Consider the following 24,281-nt stretch of genomic DNA (forward strand, 5'->3'; position numbering starts at 1 on the left):
TTTTATCCAAAGTACAAAAAATTGCAATACTCTTTAGGTACGGGATTATGTATCAATATGTTGTGCCCTTGGATAAGGATTTAAGGACTGGGAAAGGTCGAAAATTGGACTTTTTTATGTCAGATTATTATGATAATCCAACATTGCTTACGGTTCATCGATTTGTTTAAAATATTGGTTTTGGATGCACGTTATTTGTTACCATAATGAGTGTCCCAATCTCAAAAGACCTATGAAATACGTAAGCAAAATTTTACCCTGGAAAACCAATATCCTAATCACCTTAGTGATATTGTTGGCTTTGAACATCCTAAACTTCTACGGAGTTTATACCAACAGATTCTATTTTCTGAAACCTGACAATTATATTTTCCCGTTGTTGAGTACAGTACATTTTCTATACCTCTATGTAATTTGGTTCAAAATCAAGGAAGATGAACTGCCCGATCCAAAGATGCGGAACATAGAGTACGCGCTTTATGCCATCATGGTTGTTTATATCTTCAAGATATATGATAGTGTCCTGACACTGACTTCTTTTCCAGAACTTGTTGGGCATGTGATTCCACCCACCTTTAAACCTATGGCCCTACTCATGCTCGTACTGTATAGTTTGCTTCCCATTTTTACGATTTCACTGTTTTGGTATAGGCGTAACTATGTAGGCCACTACAATTTTGAGGATTACAATAACAACCTGAACATCTGGCAATAGCCAATAGACTATAGCCCCCGGATATAGCTTCCGTAGAGATCCTTGAATTGGTACCCTTGGACAAATCGGTGTTTGCTCAGTTTTTTATGGGCCACCAAGCCCCAGAGCAATAACTCTTTTATAAAATAGGAGTCTTCTTTTGAAATATCGGGTTGATATTGCCTTAAAAGCGTTTTCAATGGGGCAATAGAGTCTAATTTGGACCTATACTCATCATCGGTATCTTCATCCAAAAGGTCAAAGCCTTCTCCTTCAAAAAACCAATGGATAAGCTCATCATATTCTGTTTCTGCATCTTTTCGCTGTAGCTTGTCAATCTTGGGAAAATAATGGGGGAATATGGATTTGATGGCTTCTTCCACAAGGGTTTCGGCCACAAAGCCGGCCCCTTCCTGCTCACCTTCGTATACCAGTTCTATTTTCCCGGTGATGGAAGGAATCACTCCCATAAAATCACTCAGACGAACTGTGGTCCTATCGTTCCCGGACTTTATGGCCCTACGTTCTGCGGTACTCAGCAAATTTTCAAAAGCGGTAATGCTCATACGGGCACTTACCCCACTTTTGGCATCCACATATTCACTGTTCCTCGCTTCAAAACTGATTTGCTCCAGGACTTCCATGGCGATATCGGGCACATGGATTCCTTCGGATTGTCGTTGGTCCAGACGGGCTTCTTGCTGAGTGATTTTTTTGGCGATTTCAATAGTTTCCGGATAATGGGTCAAAATCTGCGATCCTATCCTATCCTTTAGCGGGGTAACAATACTGCCCCTATTGGTATAATCCTCTGGATTGGCGGTAAAAACAAATTGTAGGTCTAACGGAAGTCGAAGCTTGAATCCCCTGATCTGGATATCCCCTTCTTGAAGGATATTGAAAAGTGCCACTTGAATCCTAGCTTGAAGATCTGGAAGTTCATTGATTACAAAAATACAGCGGTTGGCCCGTGGAATCATTCCAAAATGGATTACACGATCATCCGCATAGGAAAGCTTGAGGTTGGCCGCTTTTATGGGGTCTACATCACCTATAAGGTCCGCAACAGTAACATCTGGAGTAGCCAACTTCTCATAGAAACGCTCATCTCTGTGAATCCATTCCACTGGGGTTTTATCTCCTTTTTCCTTGATGAGTTCAGTGGCATATCTGGAAATGGGCTGCAAAGGATCGTCATGCACTTCAGAACCGGCCACAACAGGCATCCATTCGTCCAAAAGTTGCACCATCAATCGGGCCAATCGGGTTTTGGCCTGACCGCGCAATCCCAATAGATTGATGTTGTGCCGTGACAATATGGCCCGTTCCAATTCAGGGATCACGGAGTTTTCATACCCCCACACCCCTTGAAAGGTTTCCTCGCCTCTGGCAATTTTCCCCAACAGGTTGGTTCGAAGTTCATCTTTGATACTCTTACTCTGATACCCAGCGGCTTTCAATTCCCCGAGGGTCTTTATTTTGGTATGATCTAATTTCATATAAATCGTTATCCTTTGATTCGTCTTTTCCGATTTTGTTCGTAGTCCTCAAAAATCATTTCACCCAGACCTTTTAGACCTGTGTAAAACGCCTTGCCCCTGTTGGCTTGGGTAAACTCCCTCACAAACTGCATCAAATAAGGGTCTTGGGCAATCATGAATGTGGTGATGGGAATATGGAGCTTTCGGGCCTGCTGTGCCATGGCATAGCACTTTTCCACAATATAATCATCCAGCCCAACACTGTTTTTGTAATAATCACCATTGGGGAGTCTTAGACAGGAAGGTTTTCCATCCGTGATCATGAAAATCTGTTTGTTAGTGTTCCGTTTTCTTCGGAGCATGTCCATGGCCAACTGCAGACCAGCCACGGTATTCGTATGGTAAGGTCCTACCTTTAGGTAGGGAAGATCCTTGATAGGAATGGGCCAAGCATCGTTCCCAAATACCAAAATATCCAAGGTGTCTTTTGGATATCGAGTAGTAATCAGTTCCGCCAAGGCCATGGCCACTTTCTTGGCCGGGGTAATCCGGTCTTCACCGTAGAGGATCATACTATGGCTGATATCGATCATCAAGACCGTACTCATCTGGGCCTTATGCTGGGTGTCTTCCACTACAAGGTCATCCTCATTCAATGAGAAGCTGTCCAGTCCATGGTTTACTTGGGCATTTTTAAGACTTTCGGTCATGGAAATATGTTCCAGGGCATCCCCAAAACGATATTCCCGAAATTCTCCCGTATGCTCATCGCCTCTTCCCGATTTTCCGGTTCTATGGTTCCCGGCACCACTACGCTTGAGTTTTCCGAAGATTTGGTCCAAGGCCCGCTGGCGCAACATACGCTCCAATTTGGCAGTGATGGACAAGATACCGCCTCTAGGTCCTTCTTCATCACCTTCCTCGCCTTGTCCCCCTTCAGGGTTATCCGTATCAAATTCCTCTCGGATATAGCCCTTTGCCTTGAGGTCCTCTATAAAATCATCAATGGTATAGTCGTCATCGGTAAGTTCGTACTCCTTGTCCAACTCCCGGAGCCAGTCCAAAGCTTCCTCCACATCTCCCGAAGTATGTGTAATGAGTTCCTGAAAAATCTCAAAGAGTTTTTCGAACGGGGTTTGGTCCGGCGCTTCGTAAGTGGTAAAACGAAACCCTTTTCTTGTATTCATAGCCATTACATAAAATTAACGCATTTTGATCTAATGGCTCAGCGTTTAAAGAAAACTTAACGCTATGACTTACCTGTGCCGTTTCTGAAGGGTCTGTACAATATCTTCCAAAGTATATCCCTTGGCCTGCAGCAGAATCAAATAGTGGAAGAGCAAATCGGCACTTTCATTCAAAAACAACTCTTCATCATTATCCTTGGCCTCGATCACAGTTTCCACAGCTTCCTCACCCACCTTTTGGGCAATCTTGTTGATGCCTTTTCGAAATAGGGAAGCCACATAGCTATCCGGATTTTCCTGATCGTTCTTTCTGGAGGTAATGATTTGCTCCAAAGTAGATAGAAAGCCATAGGTTTGGGTGTTCTCCTCGGCCCAGCAGGTATCGGTTCCTTTGTGGCAAGTAGGCCCTACCGGATTGACGGATACCAATAAGGTATCGTTGTCGCAATCATTTTTTATATCGACGAGTTCCAAAAAATTACCACTTTCTTCCCCCTTGGTCCATAAGCGTTGCTTGCTGCGGCTGAAAAAAGTCACCTTTTGGGTCTTTTGGGTGGTATCAAAGGCCTCTTGGTCCATATAGCCCAACATCAGGACATTCTTGGTAATTGCGTCTTGTATGATGGCTGGTATCAGTCCGTCGGGGCTTTTGGTGAAATCTATTTTCATATCCTAAATTCTAACAGGAATTCCTTCTTCCTTCAGTTCGTTTTTTAAATCCTTTATTTCAATTTCCTTAAAGTGAAAAACACTGGCAGCCAAAGCGGCATCCGCTTTTCCATCTTTAAACGTATCCGCAAAGTGCAGAATGGTCCCGGCTCCACCCGAAGCAATGATAGGAATGTTCACCAACTCGGATAATTTGGCCAGGGCCTCATTGGCAAAGCCATTTTTAGTACCATCGTGGTCCATGGAGGTAAACAGGATTTCCCCCGCACCTCGTTGTTCCACTTCCTTGGCCCATTCAAAAAGGTCCATTTCCGTGGGGACTTTACCGCCAACCAAGTGTACTTTCCACTGTCCATCAATTTGTTTGGCGTCTATGGCCACCACAATACATTGGGAACCAAATTTGGCCACCAGTTCATTGATTAGTTCAGGTCGTTTTACAGCAGAGGAATTGATGGAGACCTTGTCAGCGCCATTTTTCAGAAGGATGTCCACATCCTCAACAGATGAGATGCCCCCACCTACGGTAAAGGGAATGTTGATGGTTTCGGCAACGTGGTACACCAGCTCCGCCAAGGTCTTTCGTTTCTCCTCGGTGGCTGAAATGTCCAAGAACACCAACTCATCGGCTCCTTCTTGGGCGTAGATGGCCGCCAGTTCCACAGGGTCCCCTGCATCACGCAAGTCCACAAAATTGACGCCTTTTACGGTTCTTCCGTCCTTGATGTCCAAACAGGGTATGATACGTTTTGTAAGCATAATTATCTGTCACCCTGAACTTGTTTCAGGGTCTTATTATTTAAGTAATCTCCAATGTTTTCAACTTTGGATTTAGATTTTTTATTAAATTAATTTTCCAGTCTCGATGTCAATTCTTCAATTGTTTTTCGCGGGCAATGGCATTATTTATATCCGAAAAAGTTTCAAAATAAACCAAATCGGTAAGATTATATCTTTTAGTATGCTTTGAGCCAATTCCTTTAGAATGTTCAATCACCCTTTTGTACAAATCAGAAGTAACCCCAATATAGAATGAGGTTCTATATTTATTTGTCATTATGTAAACAAAGCTTTGCTGCATTGCTATGCGATTCCGAAACAAGTTCGGAATGACCTTTGATTTCGCTATTCATTTTTAATATTCAAGTCTACATTCTTATAGAACCCCAAATCGGTATCCTTCAACAATTTGGTCCATAGGGCAATCTGTCCGGTATGATAGGATAAATGTTCCGTCACATGGATGATATTGCCCACTCCCGAAAATTGGAATCCCTGTACGGCCCTCCTTCGCAACAATTCTTCCAAGGGAGCTTCATAAAAGGCCCTCTTGGCCTCATCAATGGTATCACTGAGCTTTTGTATAAGCTCGGCCTTGGTAAACCCGGACGAAACAGAAAACTCCTCATCACGTGAACGGGTATCCTCCAAATTCTGGATGGAGGCAATCCCGTATTGGGTAATGTTGCCACAAAGGTGCAAGATAAGATTTCCTATGCTGTTGGCCGATGCATTGGGCTTCTTCCAGATATCGGACTCCGGAAGTTGGTCCAGACAGATTGTGATCATTCGAAGGCTTTCGTCCATGCGATAGCCCGCATTCCAGATGAGTTCTTCCTGAAGTTGTCTTTCCTTATCCATTTTGAAGAATATAAGCTTCCAATTGCTTTAAACTGATTCGGTTTTCATAGATGGCCTTGCCAATAATGGTGCCCTCGCAGCCCATTTCAGCTAGTTTGGGCAGTTCGTCAAAAGTTGAAATACCACCACTGGCAATAAGGTTGATGCCGATTACCTCTTTGTCCTCTACACCACTTCCTGTAATCATGGTTTCATGTTTCATGGTCTTGGAGATGATTTTTTTATACAGTTCGAAAGAAGGCCCTTCCAACATGCCATCCTTGCCAATATCAGTGCAGATCACATATAGGATTCCCTGCTTTTGGTAAGACTGGATAAAAGGAACCAATTCTTGATCGGATTCCTCCTGCCAGCCCGAAACCGCCACTTTTTCATCTTGGGCATCAGCTCCAAGAATGATTTTATTGGGACCATAATTCTCCAACCAACCTAAAAAAACGTCCGAATTCTTAACGGCAATGCTCCCTCCTGTTATTTGATGGGCACCACTTTCAAAAGCGATGTGAAGGTCTTCATCGGTTTTTAGACCACCCCCAAAGTCAATCTTTAAGCTGGTTTTGGAAGCAATGCTTTCCAATACATTGTGGTTGACGATATGCTTGGATTTCGCCCCATCCAAATCCACCAAATGGAGGTTTTGAATCCCATGGGCCTCGAATTCCTTGGCCACTTCCACGGGGTCTTCATTGTAAATTTTCTTGGTATTGTAGTCGCCTTTGGAAAGACGGACACATTTCCCTTCAATAATATCTATAGCTGGAATCAGTCTCATTCGTAATCATATTTAGCGTTGTCCATGGCCATCCACATGGCGGAATCCCCTATCTTTTTAAATCCCAATGGTTCATAAAGTCCGTGGGCATCCATGGTCTTCAATCCAACGGTGTGAACCGCTTTGATATCTGGATGCTCCAGAATAGTAGCTACCAACTTTTTACCCAATCCTTTTCCTTTATGTGGTTCAAAAATGATGACATCCATAAGGTAGGCAAAAACCACTTTATCGGTCAATACACGGGCAAAACCCACTTGTTCACCCTCATGGGAATATACCCCGAAACACAAACATGCATCAATGGTCTTTTGAGTTATTTCCGGTGTCCTATAGCCACCCCAATAGGTAGATTTCACCTCTTGGTGGATTTTGGGAACATCCAATTTATCCTTGTCCGATGAGATATAGTACTCCATGATCAAATCACCGTTAAAAAGTTCTCCAAAATGGTACTGCCCACCTCGCTACTTTTCTCAGGGTGGAATTGAACCCCGTAAAAATTATCTTTCTGCAATGCAGCACTATAGGGCAATGCATAATCGGATTCTGCAATGGTGTCCTCACCCTTTGGGGCATAAAAACTATGCACTAGGTAGATATATGACCTTTCAGGGACTCCCTTGAACAAATCGGATTGGAGTTCTGTAATCTGGTTCCACCCAATTTGGGGAACTTTTACGCTATTGGGAAACTTAACCACGTCCAAATCAAAAATGCCCAGACCGGTTGTATTCCCTTCCTCCGAAGAGCTGCACATGAGTTGCATACCAAGACAAATGCCCAAAACAGGTTGCTTCAACGTGGGAATGAGTTTGTCCAAACCAGTGTCCCGAAGCTTTGCCATCGCCGAACTGGCCTCTCCCACACCGGGAAAAATAACTTTGTCCGCTTGCCGGATTTCTTCGGCATCATGGCTCAAGACCGCTTCAAACCCCAAGCGTTGTATGGCAAACTTGATGCTTTGGATGTTTCCTGCGCCGTAATCGATTATCACCAACTTCATTTATAGTAATGTGTATGTTGTCATTTCGAACGTGGTGAGAAATCTAGATTTCTCAGTCATAAACTCCTTCGAAATGACCTAGTTTATAATATGCCCTTGGTTGAGGGCAATACCATCTTCTCTGCATCCCGCTTCACGGCCATTTTAATGGACTTGGCAAAAGCTTTGAAAATAGCCTCTATTTTGTGGTGTTCATTGTCACCTTCGGCTTTGATGTTCAAATTGGCCTTGGCTCCATCTGTGAAGGATTTAAAGAAATGCAGGAACATTTCGGTAGGCATATCCCCTACTTTTTCCCTTTTGAACTCAGCATCCCACACCAGCCAATTCCTTCCGCCGAAATCTATGGCCACCTGCGCCAAGCAATCGTCCATGGGCAAGCAAAAACCGTAGCGTTCTATGCCCAATTTATTGCCCAAGGCTTTTGAAAAAACTTCCCCCAAAGCAATGGCTGTATCCTCAATGGTATGGTGCTCGTCCACTTCCAAATCGCCATCTACTTTGATGTCCAAATCCATTTGTCCGTGCCGGGCCAATTGGTCTAACATATGATCAAAGAAGGCCAATCCGGTTTGGATGTCACTTTTTCCAGTTCCATCCAGGTTCAATTTGATTTGGATATCCGTTTCGTTGGTCTTTCTTGAAATTTCACCAATACGGTTCTCGAGTTTTAAAAACTCATAGATTTTCTCCCAGTCATTGCTCTCCAAGGCGATATACTCGTCCAGCTCTTCCCGCTTTACCGTAATCTCGCCTGTTCCCAAATGGGTATCGTCATTGATGAAGATTCCCTTCGCACCCAAGTTTTTGGCCAATTCCACATCGGTCAATCGATCTCCGATCACAAAGGAATTCCCCAAATCATATGCATCGGAAAAATATGAGGTCAACATGCCAGTTCCGGGTTTGCGGGTGTTGGCATTGTCCTTGGGAAAGGTACGATCTATGAACACTTGGTCAAAAAACACCCCTTCATTCTCAAAAGATTTCATGATAAAATTGTGCACCGGCCAAAAGGTATCTTCTGGAAAAATATCCGTACCCAAACCATCTTGGTTGGTGATCATGACCAATTCATAATCCAATTCCTTGGCAATTTTCCCCAGAAACGTGAACGCCTTGGGATAAAAAATCATCTTCTCAAATGCATCAATCTGTTCGTCTGCCGTTTCCTTTATAATGGTCCCGTCACGATCAATAAATAATACTTTCTTGCCCATTATGGTAGTTGTTTTAAAATGGCTATCAATGTTTTGTTCTCTTCTGGGGTCCCAACGGTGAACCGAAGGGTATTTTCGCATAAGGGTTGGGTACTTCTGTTTCGCACCACTACCTTTTGCTCCAACAGTTGTTGATATCGCTTGTTGGCATCATCCACCTTGGCCAATACAAAATTAGCATCGGTGGGATAGATTTCCTGTACAAAAGCCAATGTATTTAAGGCTTCAATCAATGACGCCCGTTCCCTCAATATCTGGTCAACTTCAGTGGCAACCGCATCTTGATTCAACAAACGTTGCAAGGCTTGCTGCTGAGTAAGCTGATTGACATTATAGGGTGGTTTGATCTTGTTTAAAATGGCAATAATTTCTTCCGAGGCATAACAAATCCCCAGTCTAATACCCGCCAAACCATAGGCTTTGGAAAGGGTTTGGGTCACTATCAAATTGGGATAATCTGTCAATTTGCCAACCCAACTCTCTTCTTCTGAAAAATCAATGTAGGCTTCATCGATTACCACTAGTCCTTGAAAAGATTCCAATAATTGTTGCACCTTATCCACCGCAAAGGTGTTTCCCGTGGGATTGTTTGGGGAACAAATGAACAACAGTTTGGTCTTGTCATCCACCGCTTTCAGGATTTCAGGAACATTGGGTTCAAAATCCGGCGTCAGCAATACTTCCCGGTTCTCCACCGCGTTGATGCCTGCCAGAACCTTGTACATGCCATACGTGGGTGGCAAGGTGATGATATTGTCCCGATTGGGTTCACAAAATGCCCTAAAAATAAGATCCAAGACTTCATCACTGCCATTTCCCAGAAGCATGTTGCTCTCAGAAACTCCTTTTTGTTCGGCCAAGAGTGATTTTAGGCTTCGTTGGGAGGGATCGGGATAGCGATTGACACCATTTTCAAATGGATTCTCGTTGGCATCCAAGAAAATCATTTCAGAACCGTCCGAAACATACTCATCCCGTGCGGAGGAATAGGGTTTCAATTGGTCTACGGATTCCCTAACCATATTTTTTATGTTGAATACAGCTTTCACTTGGAACGTTTTAATCTTAGGGTCACTGCATTTTTGTGTGCTTGAAGGCCTTCCGCTTCGGCCATGAGTTCTATGGCACTTCCAATTCTATCTATGCCTTCTTCGGATATTTTTTGAAAGGTCATGCTTTTCATAAAACTATCCAGGTTCACTCCGCTGTACTGCTTGGCATACCCATTGGTGGGCAGGGTGTGATTGGTCCCCGAAGCATAGTCCCCAGCACTTTCCGGGGTATAGTTTCCAATAAATACCGAACCGGCATTTTGGATACCTTCAAGGTAAAAACCCTCATTTTCCACACAGACGATAAAGTGTTCGGGGCCATATTCATTGATTAGACCCAAGGCTTGTTGGTCATTCTTTACCTGAATCAGTTTGCTGTTGGCAATAGCTTTCTCAGCAATGGAGGCCCTTGGCAACACCTTGAGTTGTGCTTCTATTTCATTCTCTACGGCATTGATCAAACTCTCTGAGGTTGATACCAAAATTACCTGACTATCGGCTCCATGTTCGGCCTGACTCAACAAATCAGACGCTACAAAAGCTGGATTGGCTGTATCATCTGCCACCACCAAAAGTTCACTTGGTCCGGCAGGCATATCAATCGCCACACCATATTTGGTGGCCAGTTGCTTGGCCACGGTAACAAATTGGTTTCCTGGGCCAAAGATTTTATAGACTTTAGGGATGGATTCCGTTCCAAAGGTCATTCCCGCAATGGCCTGTATACCACCTACCTTATAGATTTGGGTTACCCCGCAAAGTTGTGCGGTATATAGAATGGCAGGGTTGATTTCCCCTTTTTTGTCTGGGGGTGTACAAAGTACAATTTCTGTACAACCCGCCAGTTTGGCTGGAATGGCCAACATCAAAATAGTGGAAAAAAGTGGCGCGGACCCCCCCGGAATGTACAATCCAACTTTTTGGATGGGACGCTTTTCCTGCCAGCAGGATACCCCGGGCATGGTTTCCACTTCTACCCTTTCCGTACGTTGTGCCGCATGGAATTTTTCAATATTGCTTTGTGCCAGGCTTATGGCTTGCTGTAAATCCTCGGAAACGGATTCGGATGCCTTTTGTATTTCATCTGAAGTCACTTTAAAGTTGTTCAAGGCAACCCCATCAAAGCGTTCCGTATATTTTTTGACAACGGCATCCCCTCCGGATTTCACCTCTTCAAAGATGGCATTGACCGTACCCTCAATATCGGATACCGTTTGGGTGGGTCTTTTTAAGATTCCTTCCCAATTTTCTCTTTCTGGAAAATCTATTCGCTTCACTACAGTACCATTTTTTCAATAGGACATACTAAAATTCCTTCGGCCCCAGCTTGTTTGAGGGCATCGATGACTTCCCAAAAGGTATCTCTCGTAATCACTGAATGTACGGAACTCCACCCCTCCTCGGCAAGCGGGAGCACCGTTGGACTACGCATTCCAGGCAAAAGCGAAATGATCTCATCCAGCTTGTCATTGGGTGCGTTCAGCAATACATATTTGTTTTGGCGGGCTTGTAACACCGACTTTATCCTAAACTGGATTTTCTTCAAAATCTCCATGCGCTCTTCGGATATGGTGGGCGATACTGCCAAAACGGCTTCACTGGTCAAGATCACATCGACCTCTTTTAAATTGTTCTTGAAGAGGGTACTTCCACTGGAAACAATATCACAGATACCATCGGCCAATCCAATGTTTGGGGCAATTTCCACAGAACCGTTGATAATGTGCAAATCTGCCGTAACGCCTTTGGATTTTAAATATCCATTTACCGTATTGGGATACGAGGTTGCTATTTTTTTTCCTTCCAAGTCTTTTACCGAGTTGTATTTTACTCCCTTTGGAACTGCCAAGGAGACCCGGCATTTGGAAAAGTTCAGTTTTTCAACCACGGAAATGTCCTGCCCTTTTTCCACCAATACATTTTCCCCAATGATGGCAATATCCACTACCCCATCCCTTAGGTACTGGGGAATATCCCCATTACGAAGGTAAAACACCTCCAAGGGGAAATTTCGGGCCGTGGCTTTTAACTGATCCTTTCCATTGTCTATGGAAATACCACAATCCTTCAAAATTGCGAGGGAATCCTCATTTAACCGGCCACTTTTTTGAACCGCAATCCTAATCTTTGTCATTATTCTTTTTTTGGTGTTTGACAACCCAAACGGGCACAAAAACAAAACCCGTTTGATTTCTCAAACGGGTTAGAATATATTTTTGATTACAACAATACATCTCTACCTCGCTTGAGAGCAAGTGTAAAAATGATGATGTACGTTTTTGTTTCTCATTATGGAATCAAAAGTAGGACATATTTTTTTATCAAAAAAGACTTATTTAGTTATTTCCCAAAATTAGGGGCAAACCATCGTCTCCAGACCCTACCACTACCACTTTTGCATTGGGGGATTCGGCGAGTTTTAAAGTAGCTTCAATCCCTTTATCCTGCAATATCTTGTCCGTAAGGGAAGCACTTAAAATCTTATTCGCATCAGCTTTTCCTTGTGCTTCTATTCGAACTTTTTCTGCTTCTTTTTGGGCAGTGACCAATCTAAATTCATACTCCAAGGATTCTTGTTCCTGCTTGAGCTTACGTTCGATAGCATCCTTGATAGTAGGCGGCAGGGTTACATCACGTACCAAAACCTCATTCAATTGAATATATTGGTCATCCACAATTTTTTGGGTTTCTTCAAAGATTTCCTGTTGAATGGCATCCCGCTTGCTGGAATACAACTGTTCCGGGGTATATCGCCCTACCACGCTACGGGCAGCAGAACGTATTGCCGGCAGCAAAACTCGTTCTATATATTGTTCACTTTTTTCTTGGTGAAGTTTACCAAGCTCATCATATTTTGGTTGGAACCAAACAGAGGCTTCGAGTTTAATATCCAGACCGTTTGAGGAAAGTACGTTCATTTTCTCAAGCTGTTCTTGCTGTCGAACTTCATATACAAACACTTTGTTCCAAGGGGCAACCAAGTGGAATCCTTCGCCCAAGGGGGGAGCATCGGTGACCACACCTCCTCCAAAATATTTGTAAAGAACCCCGGCTTCCCCAGAACCGATGGTCACTGTAGATCTTGAAATAAATATGATCAGAAAAATAATGCCTGCTAAGGCCGGTAAAGCAATCTTAGGTAATCTATCCATGGTTTTATAACATTTAAATTAATCCGTTGTACTTTCTGATGAACCACTCCAAAGCAAGGGTAAGGACCATCAATCCCAATAGGATACGGAAATCTATTAAAGATACAATATTCTCTTTGCTCTTTTGCGTGGGGACATAGTGTTGCGAAGTGGTCAGTTCTTCGAACAAGGTGTCAATACTATTAGGGAAATACAAGTGCCCGTCGGTCTTCTCGGCCAATCGCCCCAATTTTCCATAATTGGAAGAAGTGAACTGATCTTCCGGGTTAAAATCCAAAATTTTAAAGCTTCCAGACTGTTTTAGGTTGGCTTCTTTTACCGTAACTGTGAACTGGTATTCCCCTGCTTCCAGATCACCCAGATCCACTTCAAAAAAATTGCCTTTCAACAACATGGGGGATTCACGGGTAAAACCATTGTCTTTCCCCTCTACTTGGATGTTTATGCTTGCACTTGGGTCAAACTGATAACTTTCATCGAAATAGGAGGCTCGTATCTGTGCCAAGCTGGCATTATCAAAGACCAAGTTGTAGTCGAGTTCCAATCGATTTCGTTGCCCTGTACTGTTCAAATACACCATGAGCTTTCCTATAAAAGCATCAAAATTTTGGAAACTTTGGTCATTCCTGAAGGTCTGGGCACGCCATTTCCAGAGATTTTCCCCGAATAAAACGGCTTCTTTTTGATTTCCTTCGGATAAAACAGCAAATAGAGGACTTCCCAAATCCACACCGCGAATCTGCTGGTAGAGGATGATTTCCCCGCTTTTCTTCAATTCAACATTCCCGAGATAACCTTCTAATGGCGGAAATCCATTGACATTGAAATCATCCAGACCAAAAGTCTGGAATGTAGCGTTGCGAACGGCTAAAATATCTTCAGATTGATTATTGTTCTCTTTCTGAAAACTTTGTTGCACCCTGTTCAGGAAATTCCAATCCGTTTTGGTGCCTGTTATGGTAAAGGCGCCTATACCGGATTTTGAAATATGGTCGTATATAGCATTGAACTTTCGGTTGGGCTGGTACAGGATAAGCAAGTCTGCCTCTTCCAAAACGTTGTTGGAAACGGTTGGGGGATGTATGGATACGGTACGCTGTTCATTGGATTCAATTGCTTTTTTTAACGCCCCCATATCCGGATGGAGCATATCGGAAATTATTACCACATTGGTTCTTTCATCAATGACCTCAATGGCAGTTTCCTTTCTATTGTTAGTGGTACTACGTTCGTTGGCTAATGTTTCCACCTCAATGCCAATGGTTTTCATGCCTACGCTTTGGGCCTCAACCAAGGTATGTAGGGTCTGGCTGTTTTGGGTTTGATTGAGTTCCACCCGCTCCCTATGGACCACTTTGCCATCCAAGGCTATGGTGACGTCCTTGGAAACGGATTGCTGGCCGTTGTACAGAACAGTGGCCTCCACAGGAAACCTATTCTTTAAAAATGCATAGGTATTGGTGTTGATGAGGCCAATGGAAATATCCTCATAATTCGTGGTGTCACCTACCACAACTGGATTTATGGAAAGATTGCTTCCCAAGTTGAGATACTCGTAATCCCTACCCAAAGTTTGGTTGCCGTCCGATAAAAGAACCACAGCGTTGGTACCGTTCACAAAAATCTCATCCACCGTGGAAAGCGCATTGGAAATATCGGTGTTTCTTTTATTGAACCCAAGGGAGTCCATGGGGCGGATATCTTTTCCAAAAGCATAGGTATGAATGGAAAAGCGTTCTTGAAGAGAAGGATTCTCCATGAGACGCCGGGTTATTTCTGAAATAGAGCTTTTGGACTGGGTCTCTTGAATGGATGAAGAATCGTCTACCAACAGTATGAGATTGGCCTTTTCCAAAAAATAGTCCCTATTGATAAACTTGGGATTGATCAACAACAAAAGGCCACAGAACAAGGTGAAAAATCGTAATGTGGCCAGTATTATTGTCAAGGAACCCTTTTTGGGGGTTCTATAAAAGTATTGATAAAGGACCATGGATAGCGCGGCAACCGCTGCAAGAACAATAAGGAGTACCGTGCTAAATTCCATGCATTTTATGTTAGCATGCCACCGTCCACGCTCAACACTTGTCCGGTAACATAATCTGAAAGGTCAGAGGCCAAAAATAGACAGGCATTGGCCACATCCTCAGGTTTTCCTCCCCGTTTCAACGGAATGGCGTCTCGCCAACCCTGAACGGTTTTCTCATCCAACTTATCGGTCATTTCAGTTTCAATGAAACCTGGTGCAATGGCATTGCAACGGATATTCCGTGAACCCAATTCCAGTGCTATGGACTTTGTGAATCCAATCATACCAGCTTTTGAGGCGGCATAGTTGGCCTGTCCTGCATTTCCTTTGATTCCTACCACACTGCTCATGTTGATGATGGAACCTTTTCGTTGTTTCAACATGGTGCGCTGTACCGCTTTGGTCATGTTGAACACGGATTTTAGGTTGATTTCCACCACAGCATCAAAATCATCCTCTCCCATCCGCATCAATAAATTGTCCTTGGTGATTCCGGCATTGTTGATCAATACATCGATTCTTCCATCAAAATCTTCCAAGACTTGGGCCACCAAAGCTTCTGAATCCTCATAACTGGCCGCATTGCTTTTGTAAGCCTTGGCCTTTACGCCCATGTCTTCCAGTTCTTTTTGCAATTCCAGAGCTGGAGCTTCACTGGAGCTATAGGTAAATGCCACATTGGCACCATGTTGTCCAAATATTTGGGCTATCCCTTTTCCAATTCCCCTGCTTGCCCCGGTAATGATTACGTTTTTTCCTTCCAAAAGTTTCATATGCTGATAGTGTTTGAATGGTTATCAACCAAATATAGTTGTTGTTTTATGTTTTGCCGAAAAAAAATCCCGCTTTAAACGGGATTTAGAATAGTTTTAACGGTTGGTTTTAGCCAACCACTTCTTTTACTTTTACGCCAATTTCTGCTGGGGAATCCACTACGTGGATGCCACATTCGCGCATGATTCTTTTCTTGGCTTGGGCCGTATCGTCGCTACCACCTACAATGGCACCGGCGTGTCCCATGGTACGTCCGGCAGGAGCCGTTTCACCGGCAATAAACCCAATAATGGGCTTTTTGCTTCCACTTTCTTTATACCACCTGGCCGCTTCGGCTTCCAATTGTCCGCCAATCTCACCAATCATGACCACACACTCGGTTTCTGGATCATTGATCAATAGTTCCACTGCCTTTTTTGTAGTTGTTCCAATGATGGGGTCTCCACCAATACCAATGGCAGTAGTGATTCCCAATCCTTGACGTACCACTTGGTCAGCAGCTTCATAGGTAAGTGTTCCGGATTTGGAAACAATCCCTACTTTTCCTTTTTTGAATACAAAACCGGGCATGATACCTACTTTGGCCTCTCCGGGAGTAATGACACCTGGACAGTTAGGGCCTATCAAAGTACAATCAAAATTCTTGATGTAGTCGTTTGCCTTGACCATATCGGCCACAGGAATACCTTCTGTAATGGTAATGATGACCTTGATGCCGGCATCAGCGGCTTCCATAATGGCATCTGCAGCAAAGGCGGGTGGTACAAAAATGATGGTAGTGTCGGCACCTACTTTTTCAACCGCTTCCAAAACGGTATTGAAAACTGGTTTTCCCAAGTGTTCCTGCCCACCTTTTCCGGGGGTCACACCTCCTACTACATTGGTACCGTATTCAATCATTTGTCCGGCGTGGAATGTTCCTTCGCTACCGGTAAAACCTTGTACAATTATTTTTGAATCTTTGTTTACTAAGACGCTCATATGTTAAACTTAATTAGGTGTAAAAATAGGCTATGCTATGCGTTTTGTCTATTGTTTTATTAAATCTTTTTCAATTTTTCGAGGATTTCCGGGATTTTCTTTACCAAAGCCATTTGCTTCAGTTTATCACGGGCTTCCTCTGCCGGGCTTCCAAAATAGGTCTTACCACCTTCCAAGGATTTGGCAACCCCTGTTTGGGCCAAAATAATTGCCTTTTTTCCTATGGTTGCTGCACTGGTCACTCCTACCTGCCCCCACATGATAACTTCGTCTTCCACTACCACGCATCCTGCGATGCCCACTTGGGAAGCAATCATGCATTTTTTTCCAATCACGGTATCGTGGCCAATTTGGATTTGATTGTCCAGTTTTGATCCTGTTTTGATAAGGGTGTCTCCCGTAACCCCACGATCAATGGTACAAGCTGCTCCAATATCTACGTGGTCTTCAACGACTACCCTACCTCCAGATATCAATTTGTCCAGTCCTTCGGGTCTATTCTTGTAGTAAAAGGCATCTGAACCCAACACGGTACCGGAATGTATGGTAACATGGTCACCAATAACACAATGGTCATAAATGGTCACATTGGGATGGATGGTACAGTGTTTTCCAATTCTTACATGGTTGCCAATAAAAACATTGGGTTGTATGATGGTTCCCTCACCTATTTCGGCTGTTTCGGCTATGGAAGTATTGGCACTCTGGAAGGGTCTGAAAAACTTCGTCAGCTTGTTGAAATCCCTAAAAGGGTCATCAGAAATCAACAGTGCTTTTCCTTCCGGGCACTCCACATCCTTATTGATGAGTACCACGGATGCCTTGGACTCAAGGGCTTTGTCATAGTACTTGGGATGATCCACAAATACGATATCCCCTTCCTCCACGACATGGATTTCATTCATTCCAAAAATGGGAAAGGTTTCCCCTCCCACAAATTCCGAGTCAATGAGCTCCGAAATTTCTTTTAAGGTATACGCCCTAGGGAATTTCATGGCTTGTTATTCTTTAGCACGTTCCATGTAGGCCCCTTTTTCCGTATCGATTTTGATTTTGTCGCCTTCATTGATAAAAAGAGGAACATTGATACGGGCACCGGTTTCCACAGTGGCCGGTTTGGTGGCGTTGGTGGCTGTATTTCCCTTAACCCCAGGTTCGGTATGGGTTACTTCCAAAATAACACTGGCGGGCATTTCCACTGAAAGTGGCATGTTGTCCTCGGTGTTGAAAATAATGGTAACTACCTCACCTTCTTTTAGTAGCTCAGGAGCATCCAATGCGTCTTTTTGCAGGGAAATCTGGTTGTAATCATCCGTGTTCATGAAGTGGAACGTGTCCCCTTCCGGATAAAGATATTGATACGATCGGGTCTCTACCCTAACATCTTCAATCTTATGCCCAGCGGAGAAGGTATTGTCTATTACTTTTCCCGTAGTGACACTTTTTAATTTGGTTCGGACAAAGGCAGGGCCTTTTCCGGGTTTTACATGAAGGAATTCAATGATCTTAAAAATGTCGTGGTTGTATCGGATGCACAACCCTTTTCGTATATCTGAAGTACTTGCCATAGGATTAATTTGAACTAAAATAGCCTTTCATGATTCCGCGTTGCGAATCCCTGATAAATTGAAGGATCTCATCACGTTCTGGAGTTGCCTCCATTTCAGCTTCAATAATGGATGCCGCTTGGGAATTGTTATAATTTTTTTGATATAATATTCTGTAGATATTCTGTATCTCCCTGATTTTTTCAGCTTCAAACCCTCTTCTGCGAAGCCCTATGGAGTTGATACCTACATAGGACAAGGGTTCCCTTGCCGCTTTCACAAAGGGTGGTACATCTTTTCGTACCAATGAACCACCTGTCACAAATGCATGGTTTCCAATGGATACAAACTGGTGTACGGCTACCATTCCAGCCAAAACTACATTCTGACCAATGGTCACGTGTCCGGCCAAAGTGGAGTTATTGCTGAAGATACATCCATCGCCCACAACACAATCGTGTGCTACGTGGCAATAAGCCATGATCAAGCAGTTGTTCCCGATAACCGTTTTCATACGGTCCGAGGTCCCTTTGTTGATAGTGGCACATTCCCTAATGGTGGTATTGTCCCCAATATGGACCGTGGTGTCTTCCCCCTGATATTTTAAATCTTGGGGCATGGCGGAGATAATGGCCCCAGGAAAAATATTGCAGTTTTTTCCAATACGGGCCCCTTCCATGATAGTTACATTTGAGCCAATCCAAGTGCCTTCACCAATGGTTACATTATTGTGAATGGTGGTGAAGGGCTCTATGACCACGTTTTTGGCAATCTTGGCACCTGGGTGCACATATGCTAAGGGTTGGTTCATCTATTCGTCAGCGTTTTTGGTTTTAACGATCTGTGCCATAAGCTCGGCTTCCGAAACCAACCTGCCGTTGGCATAGGCATAAGCCTGCATGTGACAAATGCCACGGCGAATGGGAGAAATCAAATCGCATTTAAAGATTAAGGTGTCTCCGGGTACCACCTGTTGTTTAAACTTCACGTTGTCTATTTTCATAAAGAACGTCAAATAGTTTTCCGGGTCCGGAACAGTGCTCAATACCAGGATACCTCCTGTTTGTGCCATGGCCTCTACCTGAAGTACGCCGGGCATAACCGGTGCGCCAGGAAAGTGTCCCACAAAGAACGGTTCGTTCATGGTCACGTTCTTTACACCTACCACATGGGTGTCGGAAAGTTCCAGAATCTTATCCACCAACAAAAAGGGCGGACGGTGGGGTAACATCCCCATGATCTTGGTCACATCCATTAAAGGAGTCTGGTTCAAATCATAGGTGGGAACCTTGTTCCTTTTCTCTATCTTGATGATTTTGGATAGTTTTTTGGCAAACTGGGTGTTCACAAAATGGCCCGGCTTATTGGCAATGACCTTTCCTCTAATCCGCGTTCCGGCCAAAGCCAAATCCCCAACTACATCCAATAATTTATGTCGTGCGGCCTCATTGGGATAATGTAAAGTCAAATTGTCCAAGATCCCATTGGGTTTTACCGATAGTTTTTCTTTGTTGAAAGCTTGTTCCAACTTTTTCATGGTGGACTCGGAAATTTCCTTGTCCACATAAACAATGGCATTGTTAAGGTCTCCTCCTTTGATCAGGCCATGTTCCAACAGCATTTCCAGTTCATGAAGGAAACTAAAGGTACGGGCAGAGGCAATCTGCTCCTTAAAGTCAGAAATATGTTCCAAGGTGGCATTTTGAGTACCCAAAACTTTAGTGCCAAAATCCACCATGGTGGTAATCTGATAGTGGTCCGATGGGATTACGGTTATCTCACTGCCAGTAGCTTCATCTTTATAGGAAATAACGTCCTTTACTACGTATTCCTCCCGCTCCTGATCCTGCTCCACAATGCCAGCTTCTTCCAATGCTTTCACAAAAAACTTGGAAGAACCATCCATGATAGGCGGTTCTGGGGCATTCAACTCGATCATCACATTATCAATGTCCAACCCAACCAGGGCAGCAAGAACATGCTCCGAGGTTTGGATTTTCACGCCATTCTTTTCCAAATTGGTGCCTCTTTGGGTATTTACCACATAGTTGGCATCGGCCTCAATAATGGGTTCTCCCTCAAGATCTACCCGTTTGAATGCAAAACCATGGTTTTCCTTTGCAGGTAAAAAGCTCATGGTCACATGTTCCCCCGTGTGGAGTCCCACTCCCTCAAGGGTTACTTTCTTTTCAATGGTGCGTTGCTTATTACTTGTCTTGCTCACCTTCAACTTTTTTTTCTATGTTGGAGATTTGATTCACCAGTTTTGGTAAATTCTTGAAGTGTACGTATGATTTATTGAAGTCGCCGTAGTTCAGTGCGGGTGATCCTTGCAGCACTTCATCATCTTTCACGTTTCGTCCAATCCCTGATTGTGCTTGTATCTTGACCCTATCCCCTATGGTAATATGCCCCACGATGCCTACTTGGCCACCAATAAGGCAGTGCTTTCCAATTTTAGTAGACCCTGCTATACCCGTTTGTGCGGCAATGGCGGTATGCTCACCAATTTCAACATTATGGGCAATCTGGATTTGGTTGTCCAACTTTACCCCTTTTCGTAAAATGGTAGATCCAAGTGTGGCCCGATCTATTGTGGTGCCTGCCCCTACATCCACATTATCTTCCAAGATAACGTTTCCGGTCTGTGGCACTTTGCTATACTCGCCGTTGGCATTTGGGGTAAATCCAAAACCATCAGCACCGATGATTACACCACTATGTATGGTGCAATGGTTACCTATAATGGATTCGGAATATATTTTGGCACCTGCAAAGATCATTACGTTGTCACCAATAGTGACATTATCTCCTATATATACATTGGGGTAGACCTTTACATTGTCCCCAATCTTGACATTTTCGCCCAGATAGGAAAAGGCTCCTAAATAAAATCCTTCCCCATAACGGGAACTTTCGGAAATAAAGGATGGGCTTTCCACGCCCACTTTATTGTTCTTTACTTGGTTGTAGTATTCCAATAACTTGGAAAAAGATTTGTAGGCGTCCTCTACTTTTATCAATGTGGTGGACAGGGACTGTTCTGGAATGAAATCCTTGTTCACAATGGTTATGGATGCCTTTGTGGAGTAGATATAAGAGGTATACTTTGGATTCGCCAAAAAAGTCAAGGAGCCTTTTTCGCCCTCTTCAATTTTGGATAATTTATGTACAGCGATTTGAGGATTTCCCTCAACTTCCCCCTCTAAGATTCCGGCAATTTGGGTAGCTGTAAATTTCATTTGTGCAAAAGTAACAAAATTTGTTAAACAGCTTCCTTAGGGTAGCAGCTATAATATTTGGTCACGGTCTTGGAAAGTGCCTTAAGGCTGAGTTGGTCAGATTCTTTGAGCACATCGGTTATTCTTCCATTCTTTTTAAGAATGCGTATGGCCTGTCCATTACTGTTATAGGCCTTGTTCGAAATTTCTCCCTGAAAAACAAAGTTGGAGGCGTCTTCTTCTGAAAGATCGTATTTCTGGACGACTTCTTCCAATTTTAATTGCATTTTTTCTGGGTTGGCTGGGCGTTTTTTTATTTTGATATGCAACAATTTTCTATTGAGCACCATGCCACACATTTTGGAAAGCACAAAATCTTCATGGAACTGCCATGATTTTATGGCCCCAAAAATGTCCACATCATCCAATTGGGCAAACTTTGCCAATGCCTCACGGTTAAATTCCATGGGCTCGTTCTCTCCCAAAAAGAAGAGGAGGGCCTCACTACCGGACAAGTGGCTTCCTTTGATCAAAAGCTCCCGGGCGCGTTGCATGATGCGCACCAACAACTGCTCTGCCACCAAGCCTGTTTTATGCAGATACACCTGCCAATACATAAATCTTCGGGCCATTAAAAACTTTTCCACGGCGTAAATCCCTTTTTCTTCCAACACTAAACTTCCGTCCACCACGTTGAGCATGGAGATAAGCCGTTCCGAATTGATATTCCCTTCCGTAACCCCGGCATAGAAACTATCTCTCTTTAAGTAGTCCAACCGGTCCATGTCCAATTGACTTGATACCAATTCATTCATGAAAGGCTTGGGATAATCCCTTTTAAAAATGGCTATGGCAGTGTCCAAAGCCCCATTGAACTCCTGGTTGAGTTCTTCCATGAACAGCAAGGACAGTTTTTCGTGGCTTTGGTCTTTCACTACAAAACCTTCCAAGGCATGTGAAAATGGGCCGTGGCCAATATCATGCAACAGAATGGCGCATAACAGCCCGGTCTCTTCTTTCTCATTGATATCCACCCCTTTCAACCTTAGGACCTGAATAGCCCTATCCATAAGATGCATACTACCCAGTGCATGGTGAAATCGGGTATGATGTGCCCCAGGGTAGACCAAAAAGGACATACCCATTTGCGAAATCCTACGCAGCCTTTGAAAGTAAGGATGCGCGATCAACTGAAAAATTAGTTCGTTTGGAGTTCCAATAAAACCGTAAATTGGGTCGTTGAAAACGTTAAGCTTATTGGTTTTTACCAAGGATTTTTGTTTTAATCCCACAAAGATAACTACTATATGAACAAGATAACAATTCTTTGGGTCGATGATGAGATCGATCTATTAAAACCTCACATTTTATTCCTGGAAGGCAAAAATTATAAAGTAGTTACCAGTCAAAGTGGGCAAGATGCCCTTGAAGAGCTTAAAAATTCCTTTTTCGACATCGTGTTCCTGGATGAGAACATGCCCGGCCTATCCGGTCTGGAGACCTTGAATGAAATAAAGAAGTACGATGCTTCCATCCCTGTGGTAATGATCACCAAGAGTGAGGAGGAATATATCATGGATGAAGCCATTGGGTCCAAAATTGCCGATTATCTCATCAAACCGGTAAATCCCAACCAAATATTGCTGTCCCTCAAAAAAAGTTTGGACAACTCGCGGTTGATCTCTGAGAAAACCACCGCAAATTATCAGCAAGAGTTTAGAAAGATCGCAATGGACCTGTCCACTATCAATTCGTTTGAAGAATGGGTGGAGCTCTATAAAAAACTAATTTATTGGGAGCTTCAGTTGGAACAGATCGAGGATTCCGGGATGTTTGAGATATTGGAATCACAAAAGGCCGAGGCCAATTCACAATTCGGAAAGTTTGTGGACAAGAATTATCGGAGTTGGTTTCAGGACGGGGATGCTCCCATTATGTCGCATACCCTTTTCAGGAATAAGATCCAACCAGAACTGGAAGGAAACAAAACCCTGTTGGTGGTCATAGACAACCTTCGGTACGATCAATGGTTGGCTTTTGAGGAAACATTGGCTGTCCACTATAAAAAGAAACAGGAATCTGCCTATTACAGCATTTTACCAACGGCCACGCAGTATGCACGGAATGCCATTTTTTCGGGCCTGATGCCCTTGGACATGGAGAAGCAGTATCCCAATTGGTGGAAAAATGATACGGACGAAGGCGGTAAGAACCTTTTCGAAGCAGATTTTTTGGGAGCCCAATTAAAACGTTTGGGCCTAAACCTAAAATGGGAGTACCATAAAATAAATAACCTGAAACAAGGGAAACAGTTGGCCCAAAATTTCAAGACACAAAAAGACAACGACCTAACCGTGGTGGTCTACAATTTTGTGGACATGCTCTCCCACTCCAAAACGGAAATGGAGGTGGTAAAAGAGTTGGCGTCCAATGACAAGGCCTACAGGTCCCTTACCCTCAGTTGGTTCAAGAATTCACCCTTGTTGGAGATTATCCAACAGGCTCAAGGCCTGGGTATGAAGCTGATTTTGACCACTGACCATGGCACCATCAACGTAAAGCAGCCTTCAAAAGTGATCGGAGACAGGGATACCAGCCTTAATCTGCGCTACAAGACCGGAAAAAGCCTCACTTATGAGGATAAGGATGTATTGGCTTCAAAAAAGCCTCAGGACATCCATTTGCCCAATATTAATTTGAGCAGTAGCTATATCTTTGCCAAGAACGATTTGTTCTTTGCCTACCCCAACAATTTCAACCATTATGTAAGTTATTACAGAAATACCTATCAACATGGAGGGGTCTCCTTGGAAGAAATGATTGTTCCTTTTGTAGTTTTGGACGCTAAATAATAC

25 protein-coding genes are annotated in these 24,281 nt (G+C 43.5%); 2 read left to right on the plus strand and 23 right to left on the minus strand.

Annotated features, from left to right (window positions below; translation table 11 throughout):
- Positions 1 to 232 precede the first annotated feature (232 nt).
- Positions 233 to 715 carry a hypothetical protein gene (locus tag DN53_RS10675; RefSeq protein ID WP_242502119.1) on the plus strand — a complete coding sequence of 161 codons (483 nt, stop codon included), beginning with the start codon at positions 233 to 235 and terminating at the stop codon, positions 713 to 715.
- 8 nt (positions 716 to 723) lie between these two features.
- Here the strand turns inward: DN53_RS10675 and DN53_RS10680 are convergent, their stop codons facing one another.
- From DN53_RS10680 to DN53_RS10790, 23 genes are all read right to left on the minus strand, one after another.
- A complete protein-coding gene (locus DN53_RS10680; protein ID WP_129654280.1) occupies positions 724 to 2,193 on the minus strand; it encodes a MoxR family ATPase in 1,470 nt (489 codons plus the stop codon).
- A gap of 8 nt (positions 2,194 to 2,201) precedes the next feature.
- Positions 2,202 to 3,368 carry a vWA domain-containing protein gene (locus DN53_RS10685; protein ID WP_129654281.1) on the minus strand — a complete coding sequence of 389 codons (1,167 nt, stop codon included), beginning with the start codon at positions 3,366 to 3,368 and terminating at the stop codon, positions 2,202 to 2,204.
- 63 nt (positions 3,369 to 3,431) lie between these two features.
- Positions 3,432 to 4,031 carry a bifunctional phosphoribosyl-AMP cyclohydrolase/phosphoribosyl-ATP diphosphatase HisIE gene (gene hisIE / locus DN53_RS10690; RefSeq protein WP_129654282.1) on the minus strand — a complete coding sequence of 200 codons (600 nt, stop codon included), beginning with the start codon at positions 4,029 to 4,031 and terminating at the stop codon, positions 3,432 to 3,434.
- 3 nt (positions 4,032 to 4,034) lie between these two features.
- On the minus strand, positions 4,035 to 4,790 hold the full coding sequence (gene hisF, locus DN53_RS10695; protein ID WP_129654283.1) for an imidazole glycerol phosphate synthase subunit HisF: 756 nt from the start codon (positions 4,788 to 4,790) through the stop codon (positions 4,035 to 4,037).
- 109 nt (positions 4,791 to 4,899) lie between these two features.
- Entirely contained in the window at positions 4,900 to 5,112 is a 213-nt protein-coding gene (locus DN53_RS10700) for a GIY-YIG nuclease family protein (RefSeq protein WP_129654284.1), read from the minus strand.
- 44 nt (positions 5,113 to 5,156) lie between these two features.
- The gene (locus tag DN53_RS10705; RefSeq protein WP_129654285.1) at positions 5,157 to 5,672 is read right to left on the minus strand and encodes a DinB family protein; all 516 of its coding nucleotides are present in this window, start codon (positions 5,670 to 5,672) and stop codon (positions 5,157 to 5,159) included.
- Positions 5,665 to 6,444, minus strand: coding sequence for a 1-(5-phosphoribosyl)-5-[(5-phosphoribosylamino)methylideneamino]imidazole-4-carboxamide isomerase (locus DN53_RS10710; RefSeq protein WP_129654286.1), 780 nt, complete (start codon positions 6,442 to 6,444; stop codon positions 5,665 to 5,667). The genes DN53_RS10705 and DN53_RS10710 overlap by 8 nt, the downstream gene beginning before the upstream one ends.
- The gene (locus DN53_RS10715) at positions 6,441 to 6,863 is read right to left on the minus strand and encodes a GNAT family N-acetyltransferase (protein WP_129654287.1); all 423 of its coding nucleotides are present in this window, start codon (positions 6,861 to 6,863) and stop codon (positions 6,441 to 6,443) included. Before DN53_RS10715 ends, DN53_RS10710 begins: the two co-directional genes overlap by 4 nt.
- Before the next feature lie 2 nt (positions 6,864 to 6,865).
- Positions 6,866 to 7,450 (minus strand): imidazole glycerol phosphate synthase subunit HisH, encoded by a 585-nt coding sequence (gene hisH / locus DN53_RS10720; RefSeq protein ID WP_129654288.1) that lies wholly within the window; start codon positions 7,448 to 7,450, stop codon positions 6,866 to 6,868.
- A gap of 83 nt (positions 7,451 to 7,533) precedes the next feature.
- Positions 7,534 to 8,670 (minus strand): bifunctional histidinol-phosphatase/imidazoleglycerol-phosphate dehydratase HisB, encoded by a 1,137-nt coding sequence (gene hisB, locus DN53_RS10725; RefSeq protein WP_129654289.1) that lies wholly within the window; start codon positions 8,668 to 8,670, stop codon positions 7,534 to 7,536.
- On the minus strand, positions 8,670 to 9,692 hold the full coding sequence (gene hisC, locus DN53_RS10730) for a histidinol-phosphate transaminase (RefSeq protein ID WP_207211117.1): 1,023 nt from the start codon (positions 9,690 to 9,692) through the stop codon (positions 8,670 to 8,672). Before hisC ends, hisB begins: the two co-directional genes overlap by 1 nt.
- Positions 9,693 to 9,715: 23 nt before the next feature.
- A complete protein-coding gene (gene hisD / locus DN53_RS10735) occupies positions 9,716 to 10,999 on the minus strand; it encodes a histidinol dehydrogenase (RefSeq protein ID WP_129654291.1) in 1,284 nt (427 codons plus the stop codon).
- On the minus strand, positions 10,999 to 11,856 hold the full coding sequence (hisG, locus tag DN53_RS10740) for an ATP phosphoribosyltransferase (protein WP_129654292.1): 858 nt from the start codon (positions 11,854 to 11,856) through the stop codon (positions 10,999 to 11,001). The genes hisD and hisG overlap by 1 nt, the downstream gene beginning before the upstream one ends.
- 202 nt (positions 11,857 to 12,058) lie before the next feature.
- Positions 12,059 to 12,874 (minus strand): prohibitin family protein, encoded by an 816-nt coding sequence (locus tag DN53_RS10745; protein WP_129654293.1) that lies wholly within the window; start codon positions 12,872 to 12,874, stop codon positions 12,059 to 12,061.
- Positions 12,875 to 12,887: 13 nt separating this feature from the next.
- Complete coding sequence (locus DN53_RS10750; RefSeq protein WP_129654294.1) at positions 12,888 to 14,921, minus strand: vWA domain-containing protein; 2,034 nt, start codon at positions 14,919 to 14,921, stop codon at positions 12,888 to 12,890.
- 5 nt (positions 14,922 to 14,926) lie between these two features.
- Positions 14,927 to 15,676: a 3-oxoacyl-[acyl-carrier-protein] reductase gene (gene fabG, locus DN53_RS10755; RefSeq protein WP_129654295.1), complete on the minus strand. Its 750-nt coding sequence runs from the start codon at positions 15,674 to 15,676 to the stop codon at positions 14,927 to 14,929.
- A 109-nt stretch (positions 15,677 to 15,785) separates the two neighbouring features.
- Positions 15,786 to 16,658, minus strand: coding sequence for a succinate--CoA ligase subunit alpha (gene sucD, locus DN53_RS10760; protein WP_116218822.1), 873 nt, complete (start codon positions 16,656 to 16,658; stop codon positions 15,786 to 15,788).
- A gap of 59 nt (positions 16,659 to 16,717) precedes the next feature.
- The gene (locus DN53_RS10765; protein WP_129654296.1) at positions 16,718 to 17,653 is read right to left on the minus strand and encodes a UDP-3-O-(3-hydroxymyristoyl)glucosamine N-acyltransferase; all 936 of its coding nucleotides are present in this window, start codon (positions 17,651 to 17,653) and stop codon (positions 16,718 to 16,720) included.
- 6 nt (positions 17,654 to 17,659) lie between these two features.
- Positions 17,660 to 18,226, minus strand: coding sequence for an elongation factor P (gene efp, locus DN53_RS10770; protein ID WP_129654297.1), 567 nt, complete (start codon positions 18,224 to 18,226; stop codon positions 17,660 to 17,662).
- Positions 18,227 to 18,230: 4 nt separating this feature from the next.
- Positions 18,231 to 19,016 carry an acyl-ACP--UDP-N-acetylglucosamine O-acyltransferase gene (gene lpxA / locus DN53_RS10775; RefSeq protein WP_129654298.1) on the minus strand — a complete coding sequence of 262 codons (786 nt, stop codon included), beginning with the start codon at positions 19,014 to 19,016 and terminating at the stop codon, positions 18,231 to 18,233.
- Positions 19,017 to 20,429, minus strand: a complete 1,413-nt coding sequence (locus DN53_RS10780) for a bifunctional UDP-3-O-[3-hydroxymyristoyl] N-acetylglucosamine deacetylase/3-hydroxyacyl-ACP dehydratase (RefSeq protein ID WP_129654299.1) — start codon at positions 20,427 to 20,429, stop codon at positions 19,017 to 19,019.
- Positions 20,413 to 21,447 (minus strand): UDP-3-O-(3-hydroxymyristoyl)glucosamine N-acyltransferase, encoded by a 1,035-nt coding sequence (lpxD, locus tag DN53_RS10785; RefSeq protein WP_129654300.1) that lies wholly within the window; start codon positions 21,445 to 21,447, stop codon positions 20,413 to 20,415. Before lpxD ends, DN53_RS10780 begins: the two co-directional genes overlap by 17 nt.
- 23 nt (positions 21,448 to 21,470) lie before the next feature.
- On the minus strand, positions 21,471 to 22,697 hold the full coding sequence (locus DN53_RS10790) for an HD domain-containing protein (protein ID WP_129654301.1): 1,227 nt from the start codon (positions 22,695 to 22,697) through the stop codon (positions 21,471 to 21,473).
- 36 nt (positions 22,698 to 22,733) lie between these two features.
- On the opposite strand from DN53_RS10790, the gene porX reads away from it, so the two are divergent.
- A complete protein-coding gene (porX, locus tag DN53_RS10795; protein ID WP_129654302.1) occupies positions 22,734 to 24,278 on the plus strand; it encodes a T9SS response regulator signal transducer PorX in 1,545 nt (514 codons plus the stop codon).
- Positions 24,279 to 24,281 lie beyond the last annotated feature (3 nt).

Source organism: Flagellimonas olearia (assembly GCF_004150225.1).
Classification (GTDB): domain Bacteria; phylum Bacteroidota; class Bacteroidia; order Flavobacteriales; family Flavobacteriaceae; genus Flagellimonas; species Flagellimonas olearia.

Coding starts and splice junctions, on each gene's coding strand:
- sucD (WP_116218822.1), bottom strand. CDS start 16,658: ATGAGCGTCTTAGTAAACAAAGATTCAAAAATAATTGTACAAGGTTTT.
- hisIE (WP_129654282.1), bottom strand. CDS start 4,031: ATGAAAATAGATTTCACCAAAAGCCCCGACGGACTGATACCAGCCATC.
- fabG (WP_129654295.1), bottom strand. CDS start 15,676: ATGAAACTTTTGGAAGGAAAAAACGTAATCATTACCGGGGCAAGCAGG.
- DN53_RS10675 (WP_242502119.1), top strand. CDS start 233: ATGAAATACGTAAGCAAAATTTTACCCTGGAAAACCAATATCCTAATC.
- hisH (WP_129654288.1), bottom strand. CDS start 7,450: ATGAAGTTGGTGATAATCGATTACGGCGCAGGAAACATCCAAAGCATC.
- hisG (WP_129654292.1), bottom strand. CDS start 11,856: ATGACAAAGATTAGGATTGCGGTTCAAAAAAGTGGCCGGTTAAATGAG.
- DN53_RS10715 (WP_129654287.1), bottom strand. CDS start 6,863: ATGGAGTACTATATCTCATCGGACAAGGATAAATTGGATGTTCCCAAA.
- DN53_RS10710 (WP_129654286.1), bottom strand. CDS start 6,444: ATGAGACTGATTCCAGCTATAGATATTATTGAAGGGAAATGTGTCCGT.
- lpxD (WP_129654300.1), bottom strand. CDS start 21,447: ATGAAATTTACAGCTACCCAAATTGCCGGAATCTTAGAGGGGGAAGTT.
- hisF (WP_129654283.1), bottom strand. CDS start 4,790: ATGCTTACAAAACGTATCATACCCTGTTTGGACATCAAGGACGGAAGA.
- lpxA (WP_129654298.1), bottom strand. CDS start 19,016: ATGAACCAACCCTTAGCATATGTGCACCCAGGTGCCAAGATTGCCAAA.
- DN53_RS10680 (WP_129654280.1), bottom strand. CDS start 2,193: ATGAAATTAGATCATACCAAAATAAAGACCCTCGGGGAATTGAAAGCC.
- hisB (WP_129654289.1), bottom strand. CDS start 8,670: ATGGGCAAGAAAGTATTATTTATTGATCGTGACGGGACCATTATAAAG.
- hisC (WP_207211117.1), bottom strand. CDS start 9,692: ATGGTTAGGGAATCCGTAGACCAATTGAAACCCTATTCCTCCGCACGG.
- efp (WP_129654297.1), bottom strand. CDS start 18,226: ATGGCAAGTACTTCAGATATACGAAAAGGGTTGTGCATCCGATACAAC.
- DN53_RS10685 (WP_129654281.1), bottom strand. CDS start 3,368: ATGGCTATGAATACAAGAAAAGGGTTTCGTTTTACCACTTACGAAGCG.
- DN53_RS10705 (WP_129654285.1), bottom strand. CDS start 5,672: ATGGATAAGGAAAGACAACTTCAGGAAGAACTCATCTGGAATGCGGGC.
- DN53_RS10765 (WP_129654296.1), bottom strand. CDS start 17,653: ATGAAATTCCCTAGGGCGTATACCTTAAAAGAAATTTCGGAGCTCATT.
- porX (WP_129654302.1), top strand. CDS start 22,734: ATGAACAAGATAACAATTCTTTGGGTCGATGATGAGATCGATCTATTA.
- DN53_RS10745 (WP_129654293.1), bottom strand. CDS start 12,874: ATGGATAGATTACCTAAGATTGCTTTACCGGCCTTAGCAGGCATTATT.
- DN53_RS10750 (WP_129654294.1), bottom strand. CDS start 14,921: ATGGAATTTAGCACGGTACTCCTTATTGTTCTTGCAGCGGTTGCCGCG.
- DN53_RS10700 (WP_129654284.1), bottom strand. CDS start 5,112: ATGCAGCAAAGCTTTGTTTACATAATGACAAATAAATATAGAACCTCA.